This window comes from Streptomyces sp. NBC_00885 (genome assembly GCF_045207475.1).
GTDB lineage: Bacteria > Actinomycetota > Actinomycetes > Streptomycetales > Streptomycetaceae > Streptomyces.
The window spans coordinates 3,433,391-3,459,337 of record NZ_CP108796.1 but is presented as its reverse complement, the minus strand read 5'-3'; the positions used below and the strand labels follow the sequence as shown (position 1 = coordinate 3,459,337).

Annotated in this window: 23 protein-coding genes and 2 pseudogenes; 19 read left to right on the top strand and 6 right to left on the bottom strand. The window is 67.8% G+C overall.

Annotated features, from left to right (window positions below; all coding sequences use genetic code 11):
- Positions 1–29 precede the first annotated feature (29 nt).
- Positions 30–824 carry a C40 family peptidase gene (locus tag OHA61_RS15435; RefSeq protein WP_389373250.1) on the bottom strand — a complete coding sequence of 265 codons (795 nt, stop codon included), beginning with the start codon at positions 822–824 and terminating at the stop codon, positions 30–32.
- Positions 825–1,516: 692 nt separating this feature from the next.
- Between OHA61_RS15435 and OHA61_RS15430 the strand changes: the two genes are divergently transcribed.
- From OHA61_RS15430 to OHA61_RS15355, 16 genes are all read left to right on the top strand, one after another.
- The gene (locus OHA61_RS15430) at positions 1,517–1,876 is read left to right on the top strand and encodes an NADH-quinone oxidoreductase subunit A (protein WP_003992243.1); all 360 of its coding nucleotides are present in this window, start codon (positions 1,517–1,519) and stop codon (positions 1,874–1,876) included.
- Positions 1,877–1,895: 19 nt separating this feature from the next.
- Positions 1,896–2,450 (top strand): NADH-quinone oxidoreductase subunit B family protein, encoded by a 555-nt coding sequence (locus OHA61_RS15425; protein WP_108151339.1) that lies wholly within the window; start codon positions 1,896–1,898, stop codon positions 2,448–2,450.
- Positions 2,447–3,163: an NADH-quinone oxidoreductase subunit C gene (locus OHA61_RS15420; protein WP_406303497.1), complete on the top strand. Its 717-nt coding sequence runs from the start codon at positions 2,447–2,449 to the stop codon at positions 3,161–3,163. Before OHA61_RS15425 ends, OHA61_RS15420 begins: the two co-directional genes overlap by 4 nt.
- Complete coding sequence (locus tag OHA61_RS15415; protein WP_389373252.1) at positions 3,160–4,482, top strand: NADH-quinone oxidoreductase subunit D; 1,323 nt, start codon at positions 3,160–3,162, stop codon at positions 4,480–4,482. The genes OHA61_RS15420 and OHA61_RS15415 overlap by 4 nt, the downstream gene beginning before the upstream one ends.
- On the top strand, positions 4,479–5,219 hold the full coding sequence (gene nuoE, locus OHA61_RS15410; protein ID WP_406303496.1) for an NADH-quinone oxidoreductase subunit NuoE: 741 nt from the start codon (positions 4,479–4,481) through the stop codon (positions 5,217–5,219). Before OHA61_RS15415 ends, nuoE begins: the two co-directional genes overlap by 4 nt.
- Positions 5,219–6,595: an NADH-quinone oxidoreductase subunit NuoF gene (gene nuoF, locus OHA61_RS15405; protein WP_324982199.1), complete on the top strand. Its 1,377-nt coding sequence runs from the start codon at positions 5,219–5,221 to the stop codon at positions 6,593–6,595. The genes nuoE and nuoF overlap by 1 nt, the downstream gene beginning before the upstream one ends.
- A complete protein-coding gene (locus OHA61_RS15400) occupies positions 6,592–9,096 on the top strand; it encodes an NADH-quinone oxidoreductase subunit G (RefSeq protein WP_406303495.1) in 2,505 nt (834 codons plus the stop codon). The genes nuoF and OHA61_RS15400 overlap by 4 nt, the downstream gene beginning before the upstream one ends.
- Before the next feature lie 32 nt (positions 9,097–9,128).
- On the top strand, positions 9,129–10,463 hold the full coding sequence (gene nuoH / locus OHA61_RS15395) for an NADH-quinone oxidoreductase subunit NuoH (protein WP_406307371.1): 1,335 nt from the start codon (positions 9,129–9,131) through the stop codon (positions 10,461–10,463).
- Positions 10,456–11,043: an NADH-quinone oxidoreductase subunit NuoI gene (nuoI, locus tag OHA61_RS15390; RefSeq protein WP_406303494.1), complete on the top strand. Its 588-nt coding sequence runs from the start codon at positions 10,456–10,458 to the stop codon at positions 11,041–11,043. The genes nuoH and nuoI overlap by 8 nt, the downstream gene beginning before the upstream one ends.
- Positions 11,040–11,864 (top strand): NADH-quinone oxidoreductase subunit J, encoded by an 825-nt coding sequence (locus OHA61_RS15385; RefSeq protein WP_406303493.1) that lies wholly within the window; start codon positions 11,040–11,042, stop codon positions 11,862–11,864. Before nuoI ends, OHA61_RS15385 begins: the two co-directional genes overlap by 4 nt.
- Positions 11,861–12,160 carry an NADH-quinone oxidoreductase subunit NuoK gene (nuoK, locus tag OHA61_RS15380; protein ID WP_069927518.1) on the top strand — a complete coding sequence of 100 codons (300 nt, stop codon included), beginning with the start codon at positions 11,861–11,863 and terminating at the stop codon, positions 12,158–12,160. The genes OHA61_RS15385 and nuoK overlap by 4 nt, the downstream gene beginning before the upstream one ends.
- A gap of 14 nt (positions 12,161–12,174) precedes the next feature.
- Positions 12,175–14,070 carry an NADH-quinone oxidoreductase subunit L gene (nuoL, locus tag OHA61_RS15375; protein WP_406303492.1) on the top strand — a complete coding sequence of 632 codons (1,896 nt, stop codon included), beginning with the start codon at positions 12,175–12,177 and terminating at the stop codon, positions 14,068–14,070.
- A 1-nt stretch (position 14,071) separates the two neighbouring features.
- Positions 14,072–15,658 carry an NADH-quinone oxidoreductase subunit M gene (locus OHA61_RS15370; protein ID WP_406303491.1) on the top strand — a complete coding sequence of 529 codons (1,587 nt, stop codon included), beginning with the start codon at positions 14,072–14,074 and terminating at the stop codon, positions 15,656–15,658.
- Positions 15,655–17,304 (top strand): NADH-quinone oxidoreductase subunit NuoN, encoded by a 1,650-nt coding sequence (nuoN, locus tag OHA61_RS15365; RefSeq protein ID WP_406303490.1) that lies wholly within the window; start codon positions 15,655–15,657, stop codon positions 17,302–17,304. Before OHA61_RS15370 ends, nuoN begins: the two co-directional genes overlap by 4 nt.
- Positions 17,305–17,506: 202 nt before the next feature.
- The gene (locus OHA61_RS15360) at positions 17,507–18,943 is read left to right on the top strand and encodes a sensor histidine kinase (protein ID WP_406307370.1); all 1,437 of its coding nucleotides are present in this window, start codon (positions 17,507–17,509) and stop codon (positions 18,941–18,943) included.
- Positions 18,944–18,950: 7 nt separating this feature from the next.
- Positions 18,951–19,631, top strand: coding sequence for a response regulator (locus tag OHA61_RS15355; RefSeq protein ID WP_406303489.1), 681 nt, complete (start codon positions 18,951–18,953; stop codon positions 19,629–19,631).
- Between the two features lie 36 nt (positions 19,632–19,667).
- Here OHA61_RS15355 and OHA61_RS15350 read toward each other — a convergent pair.
- Positions 19,668–20,048, bottom strand: a pseudogene (locus tag OHA61_RS15350) (phosphatase PAP2 family protein); the annotation flags it as partial.
- 404 nt (positions 20,049–20,452) lie between these two features.
- A pseudogene (locus tag OHA61_RS15345) lies at positions 20,453–20,867 on the bottom strand (ATP-binding protein).
- 125 nt (positions 20,868–20,992) lie between these two features.
- On the opposite strand from OHA61_RS15345, the gene OHA61_RS15340 reads away from it, so the two are divergent.
- Together OHA61_RS15340 and OHA61_RS15335 are read left to right on the top strand one after the other, a co-directional pair.
- Positions 20,993–21,868 (top strand): helix-turn-helix domain-containing protein, encoded by an 876-nt coding sequence (locus OHA61_RS15340; protein WP_406303488.1) that lies wholly within the window; start codon positions 20,993–20,995, stop codon positions 21,866–21,868.
- A complete protein-coding gene (locus tag OHA61_RS15335) occupies positions 21,865–22,080 on the top strand; it encodes a DUF397 domain-containing protein (protein ID WP_406303487.1) in 216 nt (71 codons plus the stop codon). Before OHA61_RS15340 ends, OHA61_RS15335 begins: the two co-directional genes overlap by 4 nt.
- 608 nt (positions 22,081–22,688) lie before the next feature.
- On the opposite strand, the gene OHA61_RS15330 is transcribed toward OHA61_RS15335, so the two are convergent.
- Together OHA61_RS15330 and OHA61_RS15325 are read right to left on the bottom strand one after the other, a co-directional pair.
- Positions 22,689–23,192, bottom strand: coding sequence for a hypothetical protein (locus OHA61_RS15330; RefSeq protein WP_406303486.1), 504 nt, complete (start codon positions 23,190–23,192; stop codon positions 22,689–22,691).
- A 454-nt stretch (positions 23,193–23,646) separates the two neighbouring features.
- Positions 23,647–24,255 carry a Uma2 family endonuclease gene (locus OHA61_RS15325; protein ID WP_406303485.1) on the bottom strand — a complete coding sequence of 203 codons (609 nt, stop codon included), beginning with the start codon at positions 24,253–24,255 and terminating at the stop codon, positions 23,647–23,649.
- 130 nt (positions 24,256–24,385) lie between these two features.
- Between OHA61_RS15325 and OHA61_RS15320 the strand changes: the two genes are divergently transcribed.
- Entirely contained in the window at positions 24,386–25,222 is an 837-nt protein-coding gene (locus OHA61_RS15320) for an SCO6745 family protein (RefSeq protein ID WP_406303484.1), read from the top strand.
- A gap of 25 nt (positions 25,223–25,247) precedes the next feature.
- On the opposite strand, the gene OHA61_RS15315 is transcribed toward OHA61_RS15320, so the two are convergent.
- On the bottom strand, positions 25,248–25,940 hold the full coding sequence (locus tag OHA61_RS15315; protein WP_406303483.1) for a GPP34 family phosphoprotein: 693 nt from the start codon (positions 25,938–25,940) through the stop codon (positions 25,248–25,250).
- Between the last annotated feature and the right edge of the window lie 7 nt (positions 25,941–25,947).

The following is a 25,947-nucleotide window of genomic DNA, read 5'->3' as shown; positions in this document are numbered from 1 at the left end:
CTTTGTGTCCGTATATGCGCTGTCTGCGCTCAGAGTACGCGGACCGCGCCGCTCGCCGGGTAGCCCGACAGGTCCTGGATCACGACGCCCTTGCTGGGGTTGGCGGCGTCGAGGTACTGGCCGTCGCCGATGTAGACACCGACGTGGTACGCGCTGCCGGCGCCGCCCCAGTAGAGGATGTCGCCGATCTGGAGGTTGCTGGTGCCCACCTGGGTGCCGGCCACCGACTGGTCCTCCGAGACACGCGGCAGGTCGACGCCGACCGTCTTGAACGCGGCCTGGACGAGGCCGGAGCAGTCCCACGAGTTGGGTCCGGTGCCGCCCATGATGTAGGCGTCGCCGACCTGCGCCTTGAGGAAGGCCACAACGGTCGCTGCGGAGCCCGTCGCGTTGGAGGAGGTGCTGGTCTTCGCGGAGAGCGTGGTGCGCTCGGAGTCGCGCGAGGCGCGCTCCTGGGCCTCGGCCTCGGCGCGCTTCTTCGCTTCGGCCTTCTCCTTGGCCTCGGCCTTGCGCTCGGCCTCGGCCTTGGCCTTCTTCGCGGTCTGCGCGGCCTTGGCGGCCGCGGCGTCCTCCTGGGCCTGCAGCTCGAGGTCGAGGGCGACCTGCGAAGTGGCCTCGGCGGACTGCGCGACGGCGGCGGAGAGGCCGGAGGTGAGCGTGGGCATCTCAATGGTCTCGGTCACCGGCTCGGCGGTCGCCGGCCCGGCTCCTGAAGCCACTGCGATGGTGCTGAGGACGCCACCGGCAACTCCGGCCCGCAGTGCGAGCTTCGAGCTGCTGCGGCGGGGCTTCCGGTGGCTGGGTATGTGAGCGGTGTGGGACATGAGTACAACCGCTATCAGGGGCACCCGGTTCCCATCAAGAAACGTGTGTTGCGCCACAGTTACGTTCGGAACGTCTGAATCCGCTTATGTTGCGCCCTTATTGACGCCGTAACGGGCAAACCGGGCACCCGTGATACGGGCTGTGATCACGGCGTTTCCGTGAAAGGTCCGAATTGCCTGGCGCTTACCATCGCTTCACACCCATGGCCAAGCCCGCTTTTGTTGAGCCCGGGAACGAGTGGTGCAGGTCACAGAAAGGTCACCGTCCGGAGAACGTGAGAGCTCGTGAACGCGTGCACGCGTCCACCTCAATCCGCCCTGTTGCCCGGACGGGTGAGGGTGCGTCCACTATCACCCGATGCGGTCCATCGCCAATTTGCCTGTACGGGCCACCCCTTGATAGGGCGCCACGTCTCCGACCAGCGGTAACACGGCCAGATGTCACGTCTGGTGATCACTCGGGCGCTTCGCGTATGAAGATCACTGCTCATCCGACTTCATGATCGTTCGCCTGGTGGTGGAGATCACAAAGACGGTGGGCCACCCCGTGTCGCAGATCACAGACCGGCAGGCATAGGATGCGGAGCAGTCGGGCTTGTGAACTGCCTCACATGTGCACGATCTTCGCGAGGCGGCGAGACGGATGCCCGGTGCGGTCCAACGGTCAAGGACGACTGGAAGGAGCGGGGAGGGTGAATGCTTACGCGCCCATCCTTGTGCTCGGCGCCCTCGGGGCAGGGTTTGCGATCTTCTCCGTGGTCATGGCCACGCTTATCGGCCCAAAGCGGTACAACCGCGCAAAACTGGAAGCGTATGAGTGCGGCATCGAGCCCACTCCCACGCCGGCCGGAGGCGGCCGCTTTCCCATCAAGTACTACCTGACGGCGATGCTCTTCATCGTCTTCGACATCGAGATCGTCTTCCTCTATCCCTGGGCGGTCACCTTCGACGCCCTGGGGATTTTCGGGCTCGTGGAGATGCTGCTCTTCGTGCTCACCGTCTTCGTCGCCTACGCCTATGTGTGGCGGCGCGGCGGCCTGGAATGGGACTGAGGGGCTGAGGGGCACACCAATGGGAATCGAAGAGAAGCTGCCGAGCGGTTTCCTGCTGACCACGGTCGAACAGGCCTCGGGCTGGGTGCGCAAGTCATCCGTCTTCCCGGCCACCTTCGGTCTGGCCTGCTGCGCCATCGAAATGATGACCACGGGCGCCGGACGCTACGACCTGGCCCGCTTCGGCATGGAGGTCTTCCGCGGCTCGCCGCGCCAGGCCGACCTGATGATCGTCGCCGGTCGCGTCAGCCAGAAGATGGCGCCCGTCCTGCGGCAGGTCTACGACCAGATGCCCAACCCCAAGTGGGTTATCTCCATGGGTGTTTGTGCGTCATCGGGCGGAATGTTCAACAATTATGCGATTGTGCAGGGCGTTGACCATGTTGTTCCCGTTGACATCTATTTGCCGGGCTGCCCGCCGCGTCCCGAGATGCTGATGGACGCGATTCTCAAGCTCCACCAGAAGATCCAGAGCTCCAAGCTCGGTGTGAACGCGGAGGAAGCGGCCCGCGAGGCGGAGGAAGCGGCCCTCAAGGCGCTCCCCACCATCGAGATGAAGGGGCTGCTCCGGTGAGTGACGGCGAACACACCAACGGTAACAACGTCCCCGCCCCGCGCGACGATTCGCCGGAGGTCATCGGCGTACGAAGGGGCATGTTCGGCGCCGGCGACGGTGGGGACACGAGCGGCTACGGCGGGCTCGTCAGGACCGTGACGCTGCCGGGCGCCTCGCACCGCCCCTACGGTGGCTACTTCGACGAGGTGGCCGACGAGCTCGAAGGCGCGCTGGAAGAACAGGGACTCGTCCCCGAGAACGCCATCGAGAAGACGGTCGTCGACCGCGGCGAGCTCACCTTCCACATCGCCCGCGAGCACCTGCTCCAGGTGGCCCGCACCCTGCGCGACGACCCGGCACTGCGCTTCGAGCTCTGCACGGGCGTCAGTGGTGTCCACTACCTCCAGGACAAGGGCCGCGAGCTGCACGCCGTCTACCACCTGCGCTCGGTCACCCATGGCCGGCTGATCCGCCTCGAAGTCTCCGCCCCGGACAGCGATCCGCACGTCCCGTCACTGGTCGAGGTCTATCCGACCAACGACTGGCACGAGCGCGAGACGTATGACTTCTTCGGGATCGTCTTCGACGGTCACCCCGCCCTGACCCGGATCATGATGCCGGACGACTGGCAGGGCTTCCCGCAGCGCAAGGACTATCCGCTCGGCGGCATCGCCGTCGAGTACAAGGGCGCCCAGATCCCGGCTCCGGACCAGCGGAGGTCGTACTCGTGACCACCCCACCTGCAAGCCCGCGCGAGACCACCGAGGGGACTGTATATACAGTCACCGGCGGCGACTGGGACGAGGTCGTCCAGTCCGCGGCCAAGGCCGACGACGAGCGCATCGTCGTCAACATGGGCCCGCAGCACCCCTCCACGCACGGCGTGCTCCGCCTCATCCTGGAGATCGACGGCGAGACGGTCACCGAGGCCCGCTGCGGCATCGGCTACCTCCACACCGGCATCGAGAAGAACCTCGAGTACCGGACCTGGACGCAGGGCACCACGTTCGTCACGCGCATGGACTACCTCACCTCGTTCTACAACGAGACGGCGTACTGCCTGGGCGTGGAGAAGCTGCTCGGCATCACCGACCAGATCCCGGACCGGGCGAGCATCATCCGCGTCCTGCTGATGGAGCTCAACCGGCTCTCGTCCCATCTGGTCTGCATCGCCACCGGCGGCATGGAGCTCGGCGCCACCACGATCATGATCTACGGCTTCCGGGACCGCGAGATGATCCTGGATCTGTACGAGCTGATCACCGGCCTGCGGATGAACCACGCGTTCATCCGGCCCGGGGGACTCGCCCAGGACCTGCCGCCCGGCGCGGTCGACGCGGTGCGTGAGTTCGTCAAGAAGATGACCAAGAACATGCCGGAGTACGACAAGCTCGCCACCGGCAACCCCATCTTCAAGGGCCGTATGCAGGACATCGGCTATCTCGATCTGACCGGCTGCATGGCGCTCGGCGCGACCGGCCCGATCCTTCGCGCCGCGGGCCTCGCCCACGATCTGCGCAAGACCGACCCGTACTGCGGCTACGAGACCTACGACTTCGACGTCCCGACCGCCGACACGTGCGACGCGTACGGCCGCTTCCTCATCCGGCTCGAAGAGATGCGGCAGTCGCTGCGCATCGTCGAGCAGTGCCTGGACCGTCTGGAGCCGGGACCGGTCATGGTCGCCGACAAGAAGATCGCCTGGCCCGCGCAGCTCGCGCTCGGGCCCGACGGACTCGGTAACTCCCTCGACCACATCAAGAAGATCATGGGCACCTCCATGGAGGCCCTGATCCACCACTTCAAGCTGGTGACCGAGGGCTTCCGGGTGCCGGCCGGCCAGGCCTACGCGGCCGTCGAGTCGCCCAAGGGCGAGCTCGGGGTCCATGTCGTCTCCGACGGCGGCACCCGCCCCTACCGGGTCCACTTCCGCGACCCGTCCTTCACCAACCTCCAGGCCATGGCGGCGATGTGCGAAGGCGGCCAGGTCGCCGACGTCATCGTCGCCGTCGCGTCCATCGACCCCGTGATGGGAGGCGTCGACCGATGACGGCCCAGTCGCCCAAGCAAGAGGTTCAACTGGGGATGCCGCAGCTCCCCGCCCCCGACTACCCGGCCGATGTGCGCGCCCGGCTCGAAGCGGACGCCAAGGAGATCGTCGCCCGCTACCCCGACAGCAGGTCGGCCCTGCTGCCGCTGCTGCACCTGGTGCAGGCGGAGGAGGGTTATGTGACCCGCACCGGCGTCCGGTTCTGCGCCGAGATGCTGAGCCTGACCACGGCCGAGGTCACCGCGGTCTCCACCTTCTACTCGATGTACCGCCGCAAGCCGAGCGGCGACTACCAGGTGGGCGTCTGCACCAACACCCTGTGCGCGGTGATGGGCGGGGACGCCATCTTCGAGGGCCTCAAGGAGCACCTCGGCGTAGGCAACAACGAGACGACCGAGGACGGCAAGGTCACCCTCGAACACATCGAGTGCAACGCGGCCTGCGACTTCGCTCCCGTGGTGATGGTCAATTGGGAGTTCTTCGACAACCAGACCGTCGAGTCCGCCAAGCAGCTGGTGGACGACCTCCGGGCCGGGGAGCAGGTGACTCCCACCCGCGGAGCGCCGCTGTGCACGTACCGGGAGACCGCGCGGATCCTGGCCGGCTTCCCCGACGAGCGCCCGGGCGCCGTCGAGGCGGGCGGCGGCGCGGGTCCCGCCTCGCTGGTGGGCCTGCGGCTCGCCAGGGGCGAGGCCCCGCGAGTGGTGCACCCGCGTGACGCCGAGGAGGGGGAGTGATGACCATGTCCACCGAATACGGCGGTCCCTCCGGGCCGGGTACCGGGGGAGAGACCAGCCCCGAGAAGCTGCTCGCGCCCGTCCTGTCGGCCTTCTGGGACGAGCCCGAGAGCTGGACGCTGGAGACCTACAAGCGGCACGAGGGGTACGAGGGGCTCCGCAAGGCGCTGGCCATGTCGCCCGACGACCTCATCGCCTACGTCAAGGACTCGGGTCTGCGCGGCCGCGGCGGCGCCGGCTTCCCCACCGGAATGAAGTGGCAGTTCATTCCGCAGGGCGACGGCAAGCCTCACTATCTTGTTGTCAACGCCGACGAGTCGGAGCCCGGGACCTGCAAGGACATCCCGCTCCTCTTCGCCAACCCGCATTCGCTCATCGAAGGCATCGTGATCGCCTGTTATGCGATCCGTTCGTCTCACGCGTTCATCTATCTGCGCGGTGAAGTCGTCCCCGTACTGCGGCGGCTGCACGAAGCCGTACGCGAGGCGTACGAGGCGGGCTACCTCGGCAAGAACATTCTCGGCAGCGGACTCGACCTCGAACTCACCGTGCACGCGGGCGCGGGCGCGTACATCTGCGGTGAGGAGACCGCGCTGCTGGACTCACTGGAGGGCCGTCGCGGTCAGCCCCGGCTGCGTCCCCCCTTCCCTGCGGTCGCCGGTCTGTACGCATGCCCCACTGTGGTGAACAACGTCGAGTCCATCGCGTCCGTTCCCGCGATCCTCCATCGGGGCAAGGACTGGTTCAAGTCGATGGGCAGCGAGAAGTCCCCCGGCTTCACGCTCTACTCGCTCAGCGGCCATGTCGCCGGCCCCGGCCAGTACGAGGCACCGCTCGGCATCACCCTGCGCCAGCTGCTCGACATGAGCGGCGGCATGCGCCCCGGCCACCGGCTCAAGTTCTGGACGCCGGGCGGCTCTTCGACCCCGATGTTCACCGACGAGCACCTCGATGTCCCGCTGGACTACGAGGGTGTGGGCGCCGCCGGTTCGATGCTCGGCACCAAGGCGCTGCAGTGCTTCGACGAGACCACCTGCGTGGTGCGGGCCGTCACCCGGTGGACCGAGTTCTACGCCCACGAGTCCTGCGGCAAGTGCACACCCTGCCGCGAAGGCACCTACTGGCTGGTGCAGTTGCTGCGCGACATCGAGGCGGGCAAGGGCGTCATGTCCGACCTCGACAAGCTGAACGACATCGCCGACAACATCAACGGCAAGTCCTTCTGCGCGCTCGGCGACGGCGCCGCGTCCCCGATCTTCTCCTCGCTCAAGTACTTCCGCGAGGAGTACGAGCAGCACATCACCGGCAAGGGCTGCCCCTTCGACCCCGCCAAGTCGACCGCCTGGGCCGACAAGCACCTGGAGGTGAACGCATGACGGTCACGACAAACAGCGCTCCCTCCGGGGGCGGGGAGGCGGCTCGTCCGCCGGAAGACCTCGTCACGCTGACGATCGACGGCATCGAGATCAGTGTGCCCAAGGGCACCCTGGTCATCCGGGCCGCCGAACTGCTCGGCATCGAGATCCCCCGGTTCTGCGACCACCCCCTCCTCGACCCGGCCGGCGCCTGCCGCCAGTGCATCGTCGAGGTCGAGGGCCAGCGCAAGCCGATGGCGTCCTGCACCATCACCTGCACCGACGGCATGGTCGTCAAGTCGCAGCTCACGTCGCCGGTCGCCGAGAAGGCCCAGCGCGGTGTGATGGAGCTGCTGCTGATCAACCACCCGCTGGACTGTCCGGTCTGCGACAAGGGCGGCGAGTGCCCCCTGCAGAACCAGGCCATGCAGGTCGGCGACCCGGACAGCCGCTTCGAGGGCAAGAAGCGCACGTACGAGAAGCCCGTGCCGATCTCCACGCAGGTGCTGCTCGACCGCGAGCGCTGCGTGCTCTGCGCCCGCTGCACCCGCTTCTCCAACCAGGTCGCGGGCGACCCCATGATCGAGCTGCTCGAGCGCGGCGCACTGCAGCAGGTCGGCACCGGCGAGGGCGACCCCTTCGAGTCGTACTTCTCCGGGAACACCATCCAGATCTGCCCGGTGGGAGCGCTCACCTCGGCCGCGTACCGCTTCCGCTCCCGCCCCTTCGACCTGGTGTCCTCGCCCTCGGTGTGCGAGCACTGCGCGGGCGGCTGCGCGACGCGTACCGACCACCGGCGCGGCAAGGTCATGCGACGCATGGCGGCCGAGGACCCCGAGGTCAACGAGGAGTGGCTCTGCGACAAGGGGCGCTTCGGCTTCCGTTACGCGCAGAAGCCGGACCGGCTCACGACTCCGCTCGTACGCAATGACGCCGGCGTCCTGGAACCGGCGAGCTGGCCCGAGGCGCTTGAGGCGGCGGCCCGCGGGCTGAGCGCGGCACGCGGCCGCGCCGGTGTCCTGGTGGGCGGCCGGCTCACCGTCGAGGACTCCTACGCGTACGCCAAGTTCGCCCGGGTCGCGCTCGACACCAACGACGTCGACTTCCGCGCGCGCGTGCACAGCAGCGAGGAGGCCGACTTCCTGGCCGCCCGCGTCGCGGGCCGTGGCCGCGACCTGGACGGCGAGGGCGTCACGTACACCTCGCTGGAGAAGGCACCGGCGGTCCTGCTCGTCGGGTTTGAGTCGGAGGAGGAGGCCCCCGGCGTCTTCCTGCGGCTGCGCAAGGCGAACCGCAAGCACGGCCAGCGCACCTTCGCTGTGGCCACCCACGCCACCCGGGGCCTCACGAAAGCGGGCGGCACGCTGCTGCCCGCGGCGCCCGGGACCGAGCCCGAGTGGCTGGACGCGCTGGCTTCCGGCACCGGTCTGGAGGGCGACGCCGCGAAGGCGGCCGAGGCGTTGCGCACCGAAGGTGCGGTGATCGTGGTCGGCGAGCGGCTGGCGGGCGTGCCCGGCGGTCTTACCGCGGCCGCTCTGGCCGCGACCGCCACGGGCGCGCAGCTGGTGTGGATCCCGCGCAGGGCGGGCGAACGCGGCGCGATCGAGGCGGGCGCGATCCCCTCGCTGCTGCCAGGCGGACGTCCGGCCACCGACCCGCGGGCCCGCGAGGAGACCGCGGCGGCCTGGCGGGTACGCGAACTCCCGCACCGCTACGGCCGCGACACCGGCCAGATCGTCGAGGCCGCGGCCACCGGCGAGCTGGGCGCGCTGCTGGTGGCGGGCGTCGAGCTCGCGGACCTGCCGGACCCGGCACGCGCGCGTGCGGCACTCGACGCGGTCGGCTTCCTGGTGTCCCTGGAGCTGCGGCCGAGCGAGGTCACCGAGCGGGCGGACGTGGTCTTCCCGGTCGCGGCCGTCGCCGAGAAGCCCGGCACCTTCCTCAACTGGGAGGGCAGGGCGAGGCTGTTCGAGGCCGCGCTCAAGCCCGAGCAGATGACCCGCCGCCTGGCGCCGACCGATGCGCGGGTGCTGCACATGCTCGCGGACGCGCTCGACGTCAGCTTCGGACTGCCGGACCTCAGGTCCGTACGCACGGAGCTGGACCGGCTCGGCACCTGGGACGGCCCCCGGGCCACCCAACCGCTGGAGTCCGCGCTGACCCTGCCCCGCCCCGGCGAGGGCGAGGCGGTTCTCGCGGGACACCGGCTGCTGCTCGACCAGGGCCTGCTGCAGCAGGGCGACGAGGCACTGGCGGGCACTCGCCATGCCGCGGTCGCCCGGCTCTCCGCGGCCACGGCGGCCGAGACGGGAGTGAAGGACGGCGACGTCCTGGCCGTCAGCGGGCCCGCCGGCGAGGTGCGGCTGCCGCTCCAGGTGAGCGAGATGCCCGACAAGGTGGTGTGGCTGCCGCTGAACTCCGTGGGCGGCGGCGTCACTTCGGACACCGGGGCAGTCCCCGGACAGCTGGTCCGCATCGGCCCGGCGGCCGCCGCCACTGACGACACGGAGGTGCGAGCGTGAACCCGACCGTCCTCGCGGCTGAGGATCTCTCGATGTTCGGGACCGACCCCTGGTGGCTCGTCGTCATCAAGGCCGTGTTCTGCTTCGCCTTCCTGATGATCACCGTGCTCTTCTCCATTGTGTGGGAGCGCAAGGTCGTCGCCTGGATGCAGCTGCGCATCGGCCCCAACCGGCACGGCCCCTGGGGCATGCTCCAGTCGCTCGCCGACGGCATCAAGCTGATGCTCAAGGAAGACCTGATCGTCAAGCGCGCGGACAAGGTCGTCTATGTCCTCGCGCCGATCGTCGCCGCGATCCCGGCCTTCATGGCGATCGCCGTGATCCCCTTCGGGCCGGCCGACGACCAGGTCTCGATCTTCGGCCAGCGCACCTCGATGCAGCTCACCGACCTGCCGATCGCGATGCTCTACATCCTTGCGGTCGCCTCCGTCGGCATCTACGGCATCGTGCTGGCGGGCTGGTCGTCCGGCTCGACCTACCCGCTGCTCGGCGGACTCCGCTCCTGCGCGCAGATGATCTCGTACGAGATCGCCATGGGCGCGGCCTTCGCCTCGGTCTTCCTCTACTCCGGGTCGATGTCGACCTCGGCGATCGTCGAGGCGCAGGCGGACCGCTGGTACATCATCCTGCTGCCGGTGTCCTTCATCATCTACGTCGTCACGATGGTGGGCGAGACCAACCGCGCCCCCTTCGACATGCCGGAGTCCGAGGGCGACCTCGTCGGCGGCTTCAACACCGAGTACAGCTCGATCAAGTTCGCGATGTTCATGCTGGCCGAGTACGTCAACATGGTCACCGTCTCCGCGGTCTCGGTCACGCTCTTCCTCGGCGGCTGGCGGGCCCCGTGGCCCATCTCCACCTTCTGGGAGGGCGCGAACCACGGCTGGTGGCCGATGCTCTGGTTCGTCATCAAGGTCCAGCTGCTGCTCTTCTTCTTCATCTGGCTGCGCGGCACGCTGCCGCGCGTCCGCTACGACCAGCTGATGAAGCTCGGCTGGAAGGTCCTCATCCCGGTGTCGGTGGTCTGGCTGATGCTGGTCGCGACCGTACGGGCGCTGCGGAACGAGAACTACGACTTCCAGCAGATCGTGCTGTACGTCGGAGGCGCGGTCATCGCGGTGCTGCTGCTCTCCTTTGTCGCCGACATGTTCCGGGGCAAGAAGGAGCAGGAGGCCGAAGCCGCCAAGGGCGAGCCCCCGGCCTTCGACCCGATGGCGGGCGGATTCCCCGTACCGCCGCTGCCGGGACAGGAGTTGCCGCCCGTGCCGCGCAGGCGGCCGCGCCGGGAGCGCGAGTTGATTGTCAGTGGTGGCCCCGATACTCAGAGTGACGGTTCCAGTGACGGAAAGGAGGCTGACGATGTCTGAGGGATCCGAGGACAAGTTCCAGAATCCGGTTGCCGGCTTCGGCGTGACCTTCAAGGCCATGTTCAAGAAGCGGCTGACCGAGCAGTACCCGGAGCAGCAGAAGGTCACGGCGCCGCGCTTCCACGGCCGGCACCAGCTGAACCGTCATCCGGACGGGCTCGAGAAGTGCGTCGGCTGCGAGCTGTGCGCATGGGCCTGCCCGGCGGACGCGATCTATGTGGAGGGCGCGGACAACACCGAGGAGGAGCGCTACTCCCCGGGTGAGAGGTACGGCCGGGTCTACCAGATCAACTACGCCCGCTGCATCCTGTGCGGGCTGTGCATCGAGGCCTGTCCGACGCGGGCGCTGACCATGACGAATGAGTTCGAACTGGCCGACAGCTCCCGCGAGAACCTCATCTATACGAAGGAGCAACTGCTCGCCGGTCTCGAGGAGGGCATGGTCGACTCCCCGCACTCGATCTTCCCGGGCATGGACGAGCAGGACTACTACCGGGGCCTGGTCACCGAGGCCGCTCCCGGCACGGTCCAGCAGGTCGCCGTCTCCAAGGACGAGAAGGCCGAGGAGGTGGACGTATGAACACCCTCGCGGCCACGGTCACTTCGACGGGTGAGGCCATCCAGTTCTGGATGCTCGGCACCATCGCCGTGCTCGGTGCGCTCGGCACGATCCTGATGAAGCGGGCCGTGCACAGCGCGCTCAGCCTCGCCGGGACCATGATCATCCTGGCGGTCTTCTATCTCGCCAACGGGGCGTACTTCCTCGGAGTCGTCCAGATCATCGTCTACACCGGCGCGATCATGATGCTGTTCCTCTTCGTCGTCATGCTGGTCGGCGTCACCGCCGCCGACTCGCTCAAGGAGACGCTGAAGGGCCAGCGCTGGCTCGCCGCGGTCTGCGGTCTCGGCTTCGGTGTGCTGCTGATCGCCGGTATCGCCAATGCCTCGCTGAAGAACTTCAACGGACTGGGCCCGGCCAACAGCGCGTACGGCGGCAATGTCGAAGGCATCGCGGCGCTCCTGTTCACCAAGTACGTGTTCGCCTTCGAAATCACCGGTGCGCTGCTGATCACCGCGGCCGTCGGCGCGATGGTGCTCACCCACCGGGAGCGCACCGAGCGGGCCAGGACCCAGCGGGAGCTGGCCGAGCAGCGCGTACGGGAAGGCAGGCAACTGCCCCCGCTGCCCGCACCCGGTGTCTACGCCCGGCACAACGCCGTGGACATCCCCGGCCTGCTGCCGGACGGCACCACCTCCCAGCTCAGCGTCAGCAAGACGCTGCGGGAGCGCGGCCAGATCCGCGATGTGTCGAGCGATGCGCTCAACGACCTCAAGGCGCTGGAGCAGCGCGCGGAGGAGCGGCTCGGCCGTGACCGGGACGAAGAGGAGGCCACTCGGTGAATCCCGTCAACTACCTGTATCTCGCGGCGCTGCTGTTCACCATCGGCGCCGCAGGCGTGCTGATCCGGCGGAACGCGATCGTCGTCTTCATGTGCGTGGAGCTGATGCTCAACGCCTGCAACCTCGCGTTCGTCGCCTTCTCCCGGATGCACGGCAATCTCGACGGCCAGATCATCGCCTTCTTCACGATGGTCGTCGCGGCCGCGGAGGTCGTGGTCGGGCTCGCGATCATCGTGTCGCTGTTCCGCTCTCGCCACTCGGCCTCGGTCGACGACGCCAGCCTGATGAAGCTGTAAGGGGTCGCTGAATCGTGGAGAACTTGATTGCGCTGCTCGTCGCGGCGCCCTTGCTCGGAGCGGCGGTCCTGCTGTGCGGCGGGCGGCGGCTCGACCGCAGCGGCCATCTGATCGGCACGCTGCTCGCGGCCGCGTCCTTCGTGATGGGCGCGGTGCTCTTCGCCAACATGCTCGGCAAGGACGCGGACGACCGCGCCCTGCACGTGAAGCTGTACACCTGGATCCCCGTCGAGAGCTTCCAGGCGGACGTCGCCTTCCAGCTGGACCAGCTGTCGATGACGTTCGTCCTGCTGATCACCGGCGTCGGCTCGCTGATCCACATGTACTCCATCGGGTACATGGAGCACGACGAGCGGCGCCGCCGCTTCTTCGGCTATCTGAACCTCTTCCTCGCGGCGATGCTCCTGCTGGTCCTCGCGGACAACTACCTGCTGCTGTACGTCGGCTGGGAGGGCGTGGGCCTCGCCTCGTACCTCCTGATCGGCTTCTGGCAGCACAAGCCCAGCGCGGCGACGGCGGCGAAGAAGGCCTTCATCGTCAACCGCGTCGGCGACATGGGCCTGTCCGTCGCGATCATGCTGATGTTCACCACCTTCGGGACCTTCGCCTTCGGGCCGGTCCTGGCGTCGACCGGTGAGACGAGCGAGGGCAAGCTGACGGCCATCGGGCTGATGCTGCTGCTGGCCGCCTGCGGCAAGTCCGCCCAGGTACCGCTGCAGTCCTGGCTCGGGGACGCGATGGAAGGCCCGACTCCGGTCTCGGCCCTCATCCACGCGGCGACCATGGTGACCGCCGGTGTGTATCTCATCGTCCGGTCCGGAGCGATCTTCAATGGCGCACCCGACGCCCAGTTGGTGGTCGTGGTCGTCGGCGCGGTCACGCTCCTCTTCGGTGCGATCGTCGGTTGCGCGAAGGACGACATCAAGAAGGCGCTGGCCGGTTCGACGATGTCGCAGATCGGCTACATGATCCTGGCGGCGGGCCTCGGCCCGATCGGTTACGTCTGGGCGATCATGCACCTGGTGACGCACGGCTTCTTCAAGGCCGGGCTCTTCCTCGGCGCCGGATCGGTCATGCACGGCATGAACGACGAGGTCGACATGCGCAAGTACGGCGGCCTGCGGAAGTACATGCCGATCACTTTCGTCACCTTCGGCCTCGGCTATCTGGCCATCATCGGCTTCCCGGGGCTGTCCGGCTTCTTCTCCAAGGACAAGATCATCGAGGCGGCCTTCGCCAAGGGCGGCACGGAGGGCTGGATCCTCGGTGGCGTGGCGCTGCTGGGCGCTGCCATCACCGCGTTCTATATGACCCGCGTGATGCTGATGACCTTCTTCGGCGAGAAGCGCTGGCAGCCGGACGCGGAGGGCCATGAGCCGCATCCGCACGAGTCTCCGACGTCGATGACGATCCCCATGATCGTCCTGGCCTTCGGATCGGTCTTCGCCGGTGCGTACTTCAGCATCGGCGACCGATTCCTGAACTGGCTGGAGCCCGTCACCGGACACGCCCACGGGGACTCACCGCTCAGCGTGGCCACGATCACCGGGGCGACCATGGTCTGTCTGGTCGTCGGCGTCGCCATCGCCTGGGGGATGTACGGACGCAGGCCGGTGCCGGTCCTCGCGCCGCGCGGCTCGCTGCTCACCCGGGCCGCCCGTCGCGATCTCCTCCAGGACGACTTCAACCACGTGGTCCTGGTGCGCGGCGGCGAGCACCTCACCCGCTCCCTGGTCTATGTCGACCACACCCTGGTCGACGGCGTGGTCAACGGCACGGCCGCCTCCTTCGGCGGGCTCTCCGGCCGGCTGCGCAAGCTGCAGAACGGCTACGCCCGCACGTACGCGGTCTCGATGTTCGGCGGTACGGCGATCCTGATCGCCGCGACCCTGCTGATGAGGGCGGTCTGAGATGTCCTTTCCACTCCTGACGGCGACGGCGGCGCTTCCGGCGGTCGGCGCCATCGCCACCGCCGCCGTCCCGGCCGCGAGGAGGAGCGCCGCCAAGTGGCTGGCGCTGCTCGTCTCGCTCGGCACACTGGTGCTGGCCGCGATCGTGCTCGTACGTTTCGAGCCCGGTGGCGCCCGGTATCAACTGACCGAGTCCCACGCCTGGATCAAGGACTTCGGCGTCCGGTACGAACTGGGCGTGGACGGCATCGCGGTCGCGATGCTGGCACTCACCGCCCTGCTGATCCCCTTTGTGATCCTCGCGGGCTGGCACGACGCCGACCCGCTGGAGACCAAGTCCTCGCGCTGGCGGCCGACTCAGGGCTTCTTCGCCATGATCCTCGCGGTCGAGGCGATGGTGATCCTCTCCTTCGAGGCCACCGACGTCTTCCTCTTCTACATCCTCTTCGAAGCCATGCTCATCCCGATGTACTTCCTCATCGGCGGCTTCGGAGACCGGGCCCACGCGGGCACCGAAGAGAACGCCGCGGCTCAACGCTCGTACGCGGCCGTGAAGTTCCTGCTCTACAACCTCGTCGGCGGTCTGATCATGCTGGCCGCGGTCATCGGTCTCTATGTCGTCGCGGGGAGCTTCTCCCTGACGGAGATCGCCGACGCCCGGACCAGTGGGCAGCTCGACATGGCGACCAGCACCGAACGGCTGCTGTTCCTCGGCTTCTTCTTCGCCTTCGCGGTCAAGGCGCCGCTGTGGCCGCTGCACACCTGGCTGCCCAATGCCATGGGTGAGGCGACCGCCCCGGTCGCCGTGCTGATCACCGCGGTTGTCGACAAGGTCGGCACCTTCGCGATGCTGCGCTTCTGCCTCCAGCTCTTCCCGGAGGCGTCCAAGTGGGCCACGCCGGTGATCCTCGTACTGGCGCTGATCAGCATCGTCTACGGCGCGCTGCTCGCGGTCGGCCAGCGCGACATCAAGCGCCTGGTCGCCTACGCCTCGATCTCGCACTTCGGCTTCATCATCCTGGGCATCTTCGCGATGACCTCCCAGGGTCAGTCGGGCGCGACGCTCTACATGGTCAACCACGGAATCTCGACCGCCGCGCTGATGCTGGTGGCCGGCTTCCTGATCTCCCGGCGCGGCTCGCGGCTCATCGCGGACTACGGCGGAGTGCAGAAGATCGCCCCGGTGCTCGCCGGTACCTTCCTCATCGGCGGCCTGGCCACACTCTCACTGCCCGGTCTCGCGCCCTTCGTCAGTGAGTTCCTGGTCCTGGTCGGCACGTACAGCCGCTACCCGGTGGCCGGAATCGTCGCGACCTTCGGGATTGTGCTCGCCGCGCTCTACACCCTCGTCCTGTATCAGCGGACGATGACGGGCCCGGTGAAGGCCGAGGTGTCGAAGATGCCCGACCTCAGGGCACGTGAACTGGCGGTGGTCGCACCGCTGATCGCGCTGCTGATCTTCCTCGGCGTCTTCCCGAAGCCGCTGACGGACATCATCAACCCTGCGGTGGAGCAAACGATGTCCGACGTACAGCAGAAGGACCCCCAGCCCACTGTGCCCATTCAGAACGCGGAGGCAGCCAAGTGAGCGCAATGGCTGTCCACAGCCTGTGGACGACGGTCGCCGAGCCGATCGACAAGATCCCTTCCCCGACCATCGAGTACGCCCAGCTGGCACCCGCGCTGATCGTGGTCGGCGCCGCCGTCGTGGGTGTGCTGGTCGAGGCCCTGGTCCCGCGCAGGGCGCGCTACTACACCCAGGTGTTCCTGACCGTCGTCGCACTCACGGCCGCCTTCGCGGCGGTCGTGGCACTCGCGGCCGGCGGATACGGCACCACCAAGGCGCACATCGCGGCGATGGGCGCCATCGCGGTCGACGGCCCGGCGCTCTTCCTGCAGGGCACGATCCTGCTGGCCTCGCTGGTCGCCGTCTTCACCTTCGCCGAACGCCGGCTCGACCCCGCGGCGCACGGCAACCGCATCGACTCCTTCGCCGCGCAGGCCGCGTCCGTGCCCGGCAGCGACGGCGAAAAGGCCGCGGTCAAGGCCGGGTTCACCACCACCGAGGTCTTCCCGCTGGTGCTCTTCGCGATCACCGGCATGCTGATCTTCCCGGCAGCCAACGATCTGCTGATGCTGTTCATCGCGCTGGAAGTCTTCTCGCTCCCGCTCTACCTCCTGTGCGCGCTCGCCCGCCGCAAGCGGCTGCTGTCCCAGGAGGCGGCGGTGAAGTACTTCCTGCTCGGGGCCTTCTCCTCCGCCTTCCTGCTCTTCGGCATCGCGCTGATGTACGGCTACGCGGGCTCGGTCTCGTACGCCAGGATCGCGGACGTCGTCGACGGCAGCGTCCGCACCATCGACCCGGCGCTCGCCGACACCATGGGCAACGACGCGCTGCTGCTCATCGGCGGCGCGATGATCCTGATGGGCCTGCTCTTCAAGGTCGGCGCGGTGCCGTTCCACATGTGGACGCCGGACGTCTACCAGGGCGCGCCGACCCCGGTCACGGGCTTCATGGCGGCGGCCACCAAGGTCGCCGCGTTCGGTGCGCTGCTGCGCCTGCTGTACGTCGTCCTGCCCGGCCTGCGCTGGGACTGGCGGCCGGTCATGTGGGCCATCGCGATCGTCACGATGCTGGGCGGCGCGATCGTCGCGATCACGCAGACCGACATCAAGCGACTGCTGGCGTACTCCTCGATCGCGCACGCGGGCTTCATCCTGGCCGGTGTCATCGCGGCGACGCCCGCCGGCATTTCGTCCGTCCTCTTCTACCTGGCGGCGTACTCCTTCGTGACGATCGGCGCGTTCGCGGTGGTCACTTTGGTCCGGGACGCGGGCGGCGAGGCGACGCACCTGTCCAAGTGGGCGGGCCTGGGCCGCCGTTCACCGCTGGTGGCGGCGGTCTTCGCGGTCTTCCTGCTGGCCTTCGCGGGCATCCCGCTGACCTCGGGCTTCACCGGAAAGTTCGCGGTCTTCTCGGCGGCGGCACAGGGCGGCGCGGGCGCGCTGGTCGTGGTCGGTGTGATCTCCTCGGCGATCGCGGCGTTCTTCTACATCCGGGTGATCGTCCTGATGTTCTTCAGCGAGCCGAAGGAGGGCGGCCCGACGGTCGCCGTGCCGTCGCCGCTGACGATGACGACGATCGGCGTGGGCGTGGCGGTAACGCTGGTCCTGGGTGTGGCGCCGCAGTACTTCCTGGACCTGGCGAGCCAGGCGGGAGTGTTCGTGCGGTAGCCCGGCCCCGTCTTCTGAGCGCTCGCCGCGGTGTCTTCGACGACGCCGCGGCGAGCGCTCTTTATGCGGCGAGGTGCGCGACATGGCTCTGGCTGAACGGTTTCGGTCCTGGCACCACGGTGCCAGGCGCAGGGGCGGATTGGACTTTCGGCAGTGTCGGACGGTTCCCGATGCCCGTACCGTCGCGGCTGTGGACAGCACAATGATCGACGGCGTGACCGTGACCGGGACGGCGGGTTTTCAGCGGGCGCTTGATCCGGGGAACCTTCTGACAGTGGCTGCCACGACGGCTGCTGGTCTGACCATGGTGAGCCTTTGGTGGGCTGTGCCGACTGCGGTCACCGCTTTCCTGGCGGGACAGCGGCCCGGACGAACCCGCCCAACTGTGCTTGCTCTGGTCGCGATTCTGGCGGCGGGCGTGGTAGCGGTGGCCGTCGTGCCTGCCTGGTTCCAGATGGGGAGCCGGTTCGTGACAGTGGTGGTCTTCGCCACGATGCTGCCCTGGTTCGCGGGCCGGTTCTGGCGCCAATACCAGGAGCTTGTCCGGGCCGGCTGGGAGCGGGCCGAGCAATTGGAACGCGAGCAGCGACTGGTGGCCGAGCAGACCCGGCTGCGCGAGCGTGCTCGTATCGCCCAGGACATGCACGACGTACTCGGCCATGACCTCAGCCTGATCGCGCTCTCGGCGGGAGCCCTGAAACTTGCGCCAGGTCTCGAAGAACAACACCGAAGGGCTGCCGGGGACATCAGGGCCAGGGCGGCAGCCGCGGTGGAGCGTCTCGGAGAGGTGATCGGTGTCCTGCGCGAGGAGACCGACGGTGCGCCGTTGCTGCCGTCCGGCTCCACCATCTCGCGTCTGGCCGACGAGGCGTCGGCGTCCGGGCTCGCGGTCGAGTTGTACATCGACGGCGAGGAGGACGGCCTCCCTCCGGCGGTCGCGCGGGCCGCTCACCGCGTCGTGCAGGAGGCGCTGACCAACGTCGCCAAGCACGCGCCCCACTCGAAGGCGACCGTCCGTGTGGGGCATTCGGTTGAAGAGACGAAGGTCGTGGTCGAGAACAGCCTGCCGCCATTCCCCAGGAGAGTTCGGCCCTCGGGCGGAGGACGTGGGCTGATCGGCCTTGACGAGCGTGTGCGGTTGGCCGGCGGCTCCTTCGCGTACGGCCCGTGCGACAGGGGCTACAGCGTCGTCGCAAGGATTCCGCACACCTCCCCGGCACAGCCGCCACAACTGACCTCCGCATCCTCTTGGCCGGGCGGCGAACTGCCCCAAGAACACCGAGGCGCTCGCCGCCGGGTCAGCCGGGCCCTGACCTTCGCAGTCGTGCTGCCCTTGGTGACGGGAGCGGTGCTGAGCGGAGTACTCATGGGGTGGGAGATGCTGTCGGCGTCGCAGTCGGTGCTGGACCCGGGCGACTACGCCCGCCTCCGGGTGGGGCAAGATCGCTCCGAGGTGGAGCGTCTTCTGCCGGACCGTCAGACGATCCACCGTCCCCCGGCTGAGGAACCGAGAGGACACGGCATAACGTGCGAGTACTACGCGATGACGGCCGACCGGTTCGACAACCGGTCCGGGGACGCCTACCGGCTCTGCTTCCAGAAGACCACGCTCGTGTCCATGGACGCCCTCACCTCGTGAGCATCCGATGATCCGGGTGTTGATCGCCGACGACGAGCCGATGATCCGCGCGGGGGTGCGCGCCGTTCTTTCCACAGTTCCGGACATCGATGTTGTAGCCGAGGCCGGGGACGGGCACGACGCCGTGGAACTGAGTCGTCGCCACCGGCCTCAGGTGGCTGTACTCGACATCCGCATGCCGGGGATCAACGGGATCGAGGCGGCGGCGGAGATCCGCAGGATGGTGCCGACCACGGCCGTCGTCATGCTGACAACGTTCGGCGAGGATGACTACATCCTTCAGGCGCTCGGCGGCGGTGCAGCCGGATTTCTGATCAAGTCGGGCGAGCCCGAGGAACTGATCACGGGGGTCCGTGCGGTGGCCGAAGGCGCCGCCTACTTGTCACCCAAGGTCGCGGCCCGGGTCGTCGCGCACCTCGCCGCGACTGGCGCGGGCGCCCTGGCCGGTCGGCGCGCCACCGCACGTGACCGGGTCCACGCCCTCACTGCTCGGGAACGGGAGGTACTGGCCTTCCTCGGGAGCGGCCTGTCCAACGGACAGATCGCCCGACGGCTGCATGTGGTGGAGGGAACGGTCAAAGCCCATGTGAGTTCTATCCTGGCGAGGCTGGGCGTCGATAACCGGGCTGCTGCCGCGGTCGTTGCCCACGAGGCAGGAATCGTTCCTCCGCTGCCTCCCCAGCAGTGACGCCGCCTGCTGAGCGCGCGGCATGAACGCGAGCAGCACGGCCGCCACCACAGCGCCGCCGAGAGTCCCACCGGCGAGCACATCGTGCGGGTAATGGACTCCCACAACGACGCGCAGCAGCGCAGCGGTTCCGGCCAGTGGCAGCGTGACTGCGGCGAGGCGGGGCCGCAGCATGGCCAGGCCGACTGCCAGCCCTGCGGCCAGGGTGGCGTGGTTGCTCGGGAACGACCAGTCCCCTGCGCCGGGGCACTCCGCGACGAAGTCGGCCCCCGTGCGCAGGGCACGACATGGCCGCTCCTCGTCCACCACCAGCTTCACGGCTTCGCTGACCGCATAGGCAGCGATGGTGCCGACGCCGGTCAACACGGTTCCGGCGGCGAGTCGTGGGTCCGTGTGGCGGATTCCGGTCCACCACATCCAGGCCAGCAACATCCCGAGGATCACCAGAGTGCCCTCGGTGGCTACTTCGAGGAGCGGGCCAAGCCACGAGGGAGCGTCCGCCATTGTCCCGGTCGCCGATCGGTAGGCGGACGCCGAGGCTCCGCCAGCGACCTCGACTGCGTCGGCCTCACCCAGTCCGCCCGGGGAAAGCCAGGCCACTGCTCCCGCTCCCGCGCCAAGCGTCCCCAGCGCGGCCAGCGGCCGACCAGCACGGATGTTCTCTCGCGATTCTCGTTCCATAAGCACGAACGTAGAAGTGGGGACAGCCAAGGGCCTGGGCCGAACGACAGCACGAGACTTGGACGATCGTCGGGGTTGACGTCTGCGCAGACCTCCAGGCAAAGCCGGAACGTGCCGCGCCTCGTCCCGGTGGGGGCCGGTCAGGGTGCGAGATCAAACTCGGCCCACACGGTTTTGCAGGGTGCCGGGCCGTGGGTGACGCCCCAGCGGTCGGCGAAGGCAATCGACGAGGATGAGTCCGCGTCCGGACTCGTCGTCTCCGGACTGCCGTTTGACGGGCAGAAGGTCACTGCGGGTGTCGGTCACCTCGATGCGGAGAGTGCGCTCGGTGGCCGCGAGGGCGAGGCGGAAGTCGCGTCCCGGTACGCGTCCGTGCAGCGCGGCGTTCGAAGCCAGCTCTGCAACCACCTGAGCTGCCGTCTCGAACGGGAGCCCCCAGGAGCGGAGTTGCTCGGTCACGAGCAGACGGGCGAGGCGGGCACCTCTGCGGGTGGCGGAGAGCTGCACGCTGAACTGGCGGACGGTGACGCTGGCTTGGGTGATTTCTGGATTCACGTAACTCAGCGTGGCCGTGCGTGCGTAGCCTGAACAGTGATGAAGTCGATGCGTACGGTGACTGTCTGGCGGCTGTCAAGGCCTGTACAGGCTGTCCACCATGACATTTTCGGAGGTGGGCGCGGATGAGCGTGGACGGGGAACGCGCGGAGCACGCGGCGGAAGGGGCGGACGAGCCCGGCTGGGAGGTCGATCCGGAGAACGACTCGGCGGCCGTGGTCGCCGCACTCGGCCACCAGCTCAAACTCTGGCGCGAGGCGGCGGGGCTGCGGCCGGCCGAGTTCGGTGCGGCGATCGGTTACGGCGAGAACCTGATCTACAAGGTGGAGGGAGGAAAGCGCATCCCCAGGCCGGAGTTCCTGGACAAGGCAGACGAGGCACTGGGAGCGGGCGGAAAGATCGCCGCGATGAAGAAGGACATCGCGGAGGCGCGGTACCCGAAGAAGGTTCGGGACCTGGCGAGGCTGGAGGCTCAGGCGGTCGAGATCGGGGTGTACGGCAACCACAACGTTCACGGGCTGTTGCAGACGGAGGAGTACGCGCGCAGGCTGTTCGAGATGCGGCAACCCGCCTACTCGCAGGACGAGGTGGAGCGAGCCGTGGCCGCGCGCATGGCTCGGAACGCGGTCTTCGGGCGGTCCCCTGCCCCGGCCCTCACATTCGTTCAGGAGGAGGTGACACTGCGGCGCCCGCTCGGAGGCAGAATGGTGCTGCGCCGACAGCTGGAACGCCTTCTGGAGGTTGGTCAGTTACGGCACGTCGCGATCCAGGTGATGCCGACCGACAGCGACGACCATGCCGGGATGGGAGGTGGGATCGAGGTGTTGAAGTTCGGGGACGGTTCAGCGGTGGGCCGTGACGAAGGACAGTCCGGCGGCCGTCCGCTCTCTGAGCCAAAACAGCTCCGGGTCCTTGATCTGCGGTACGGCATGATCCGCGCCCAAGCTCTCACGCCACGGGAGTCGCTGGCCTTCATCGAGCAAATGCTGGGAGAGACATGATCCGCAAGCCCTCTGCCGGGGACGTTTCCGAGCTGGAGTGGTTCAAGAGCAGCTACAGCGACAGCAGCAGCAGTAGCGAGTGCGTCGAGATAGCGGCGGCTCCTGGTGCGGTACTCGTCCGCGACTCCAAGAACACCCAGGGCCCCCAACTCGCCTTCACCGAAGCCCAGTGGGCAACCTTCGTGACGTACACGTCCACGTCCAAGCCTTGACCCGGGCAGCATGGCCCTCGGAGTGAGGGTGCCGACGTCTATGCCAGAGTCCGGCTCCGTCTCCAATGCCAAGCCATCGAGACCCTCAACGACGCATTCGGTGGCGGGGCGGCGACCGCCCTGATGACCCATCCGCTGCAGCCGACGTTGCCGTCAAACAGCCCCCACGCCTTGGGTTACCCGTACCACCTTGCATGAAGGAACCTTGATATTCCGCGGATAGGCGCCCTCATGTCCCTGCTGTCAAGACCAGACGCTTCCAGGTGGACAAGAATCGTGGCCCCGACACGGCGATTCGGGAAGTGGTGCAAGTATTCCTGAGTGCACGCGTTCAGGGAGTGGAATGTGTAGTCCTCGATTTCGGGCTGCGTCGGACCGACTCCTGAAGTCGTGCCTGGCCCAGAAAGGGTTGTCAAAAGGCCAGTCGGCAGGCCAGCCAGCGGTACTCGGTGCCCGAGACCGCCTTCGCGCCGGGGGCGAGGATGTCTCGGGCGTACGCCAGTGCCCGACTTCGTCACACCGCTGGAACTGCCCCTCCAGTGCCACACTGTTCCCGGAACACCGCAGCCTCGGAATTTCACAGCCCACCTCCTCCAAAGCAAATGCGCTTACTCCTCTGGAGAGAAGATCGCATTGCGCACCGTCACCGCCCCGTTGTCAATGTCTGGAGGCGCCAGATCGACCACTGAATTCAGCTCACCCTCAGACAAGACATGAAAACCACGGGCCGTCAGCAACCGGAATACATCGCGCTCAAAGTCCGATGAACAATCTTTCCGCGAGGTGACAAGGTCTGCACCTCCGTGACCATGCAACCTTTCAAAAGTTGCATACAACCCAACCATCGAAAGGCGAACGAAGTACAACCCATCCGACTCCAGTACATAGCTGAAACATACGTCACAGTTGACGTCCGTATCGTCATTCAATTCAGCTACTTCACTCAGAGCATGGACGAGATCGCGGTAGGGCTGGCTCTGCTCAACAGCCGAGACGAAGGATCTCCGAGGTGCACCGATGTCCTCGTACGCGTTCTGGATATCTCGCGTCAGCTCGTCCCATGCCCGCCAAGGCCAGGGGGTTCTCGCTCCCATGGATCCGCTTTCCTTCATGTCGCTAGTCTCGATAAACGGGGCCGACCGGGTGGGCGTGCACCCGACCCTTTCCATCAATATGAACCCGTACACTGGTCTGCCAACCAGGAGCGGATCCATCGCGCGGTATGGGCCCTCTCCCTACTGGCTTTCCGAAATCCCTTCGCGGTCCAGACGGCATCCGCCGACGGCATCGACTTCATCTACGGAAGCTCGGGCTGGCACGTCGCGGACATACCCATCGTCATCGGCAGCCCGGATGTCACAGGGGACGCCATCCTTGATGTCTGGGCCCTGAAATCCGACGGCAACGCCGTGATCTACCCGGGGAGCAGCACCGCCGCGCTCAGCACCACCAACATGTTCAACATCATCAACAGCAGCGTCGGCACGAGCTGGTCCGGCTACAAGGCCATCGGATGACACCCGGCCCGGCACCTCGGTGAGGTGCCGGGCTCTTCGGCTGATACGGCTACTGTTCTTGGGTTCGCTTCCGGCGGGCTGCGATCCCGTTCAGATCCAGGTCGACGGGGAAGGGGACGGAGACCTTCATTCGGTCGTGGAAGATGCCGGTGCTGGTGTAGGCGCCGGTGGCTGGCTCGAGCTCAAAGACGTAGACGACAGCCTTGCCCTCGTTGTCCTCCACCCGCCAGTAGTGCGGGATCTTGGCGCGTGCGTACTTCACCGGCTTGGTCTCGCGGTCGCGGGTCCGGGATTCGGCGGAGACGACCTCAATGGCCAGCACTACGGATTCGGCCGGGAACCGGGTCTGGCGTGCGTCCTCCACGACATCCTCGCGTACGACGATCACGTCGGGCTCGGGCCTGTTCTGCCAGTCGATGTCGATGGTGAACTCCCGGACCACATCCAGGTCCTCGGGGGCCACAGATTGCAACTGCCAGTTGAAGAAGTCGACCGCCCGCAAATGAAAAAGCGTCTGCGGACTCACGAAGATCAGGCTCCCGTCGATCAGTTCCGTGTGCGGAGGCAGGTTCGGAAGCCGGTCGAGGTCGTCGGCAGTCCAGCCACCCACGGGCGGGGTCGGCCAGCTGGGCTCGGGGGCCTCGGGTTCGACGCTCATCAGTGCTCCCATGGGACGGAGTCTCGCGGGTCTGTCCAGCGTATCCGGCGGGAATGCGATCAGGCTCCCGCACACGGGTGAGGGCATCACGTCGCATTGACGTGCCCTGTGTCGGCTAGCGTCGGTGACCATGGACGACATCTGGCAGTCGCTGGAATGCGTACACGCGCCCGTCTACTTCGCGCCCGAGACGGTGCCCGTCTACTCCGCCGCCGGGTCCGGGCTCAAGGGCTTCTGGATGGGGTACTTCGCCTCGCGCGCCGCCGCGCTGGGTGCGGTGGCGCCGGAGGTGGTGACCGCCGCCTTCTACAACTTCGCGCCTGCGCGGGTTGCCCGGTCGATTCCGGATGCCTGGGATCGGTGTACGCCCGAGGAGGTGCTTGCGGCCCGGCTTGACGTGACTGACCAGGCTCTGCGGCGATTGCTCGGGGAGCTTGTCGAGGGGCCGGAGGTCGCCGAGGCCGCGGAACTCGGGCGCCGGGCGGTCGAGGCGCTTCCCGTCGCAGGGCGGGTGCTGTTTGCCGCGCATGCTGCGCTGCCCGTGCCCGAGCATCCTCACCTGGGGCTGTGGTGGGCTGCCACCGCGTTGCGGGAATTCCGCGGGGACGGGCATGTCGCCGCCCTCGTGGCCGCGGGGGTGGACGGCTGCGAGGCCAATGTGATCACCGTGGCGCTGGGGCTCGCCCCGACCGAGCAACGGCTCAACCGTGGGTGGAGCGAGGACGAGTGGCAGGACGCCGAGGAACGCCTCCGTGAGCGGGGAGTGCTGGCCGAGGACGGCACCCTCACCGACGCGGGCCGCTTGGAGCGGGCTGCGATCGAGGCCACCACCGATCGGCTTGCCCGGCCCGTCCTCGGCGACGCGAGGCTCGCCGAGTGTCTACGTCCGCTCGCGCGGCGGATCGTCGGGGCGGGCGGGGTGCCGTTCCCCAATGCGATGGGGCTGCCGCCGCTCAGGCCGGAGTAGCCGATGATCTGCCACCCCCTGCACGTCAGTCGCCGCCGCCCCCACCGTCGCCTCCGCCGTCCGACCCGCCCCCGTCCCCGACGCTGATGCTGCTCGACCGTTTGTCCTGCTTGACGGCGCGGTGCACCGCGTACGGGGCCCACTCCTCCCGTACGAGAGCGCGCATCACGCCGCTCTCCCGCCAGGACCGGCCCGGATGCAGCACCCGGGAAAGACCGATCGCCGTGGTGAAGCCGGCCAGCAGTCGGCTGCGGCGGTCCGGGAAGCCGGACGCCATCGACTGGGCATAGCGCCCCCGGGCCGATGACGACCAGTCCTCGGTCGCCGCGGGGTAGCGGTGGTACGGGAAGAGGCCCAGGAAGCGCCGGGTCTCCACCCGCAGGGCACCGCGCCCCACCAGGTGGTGCAGGCACAGCTCTTCGACGTGACGCCCGGTGCGCCTGACCCAGCGCCGGGCATGGACGCCGTCGCCGAACCGGCTCCCGCGCGGGGCCGGGAGGCTCGCCAGGATCTGCGCCGACAGCGGGTTCTGCGGCGGCAGTGGATTGACGACCGTCACCCGGCCGCGTGCCTCGGCCACCCTGCCCTGGAGGTCCAGTTCGGCCAGGGCGGCGCCGGCCACTCCGTACTGGAGGTAGCTCCTGCTGCAGTGCCGGCGGCCCGTCGCCGGGTCGAGGGCGAGCAGCAACAGCTCCTCGGGCAGGGTGAGTTCGCTCATCAGCCGA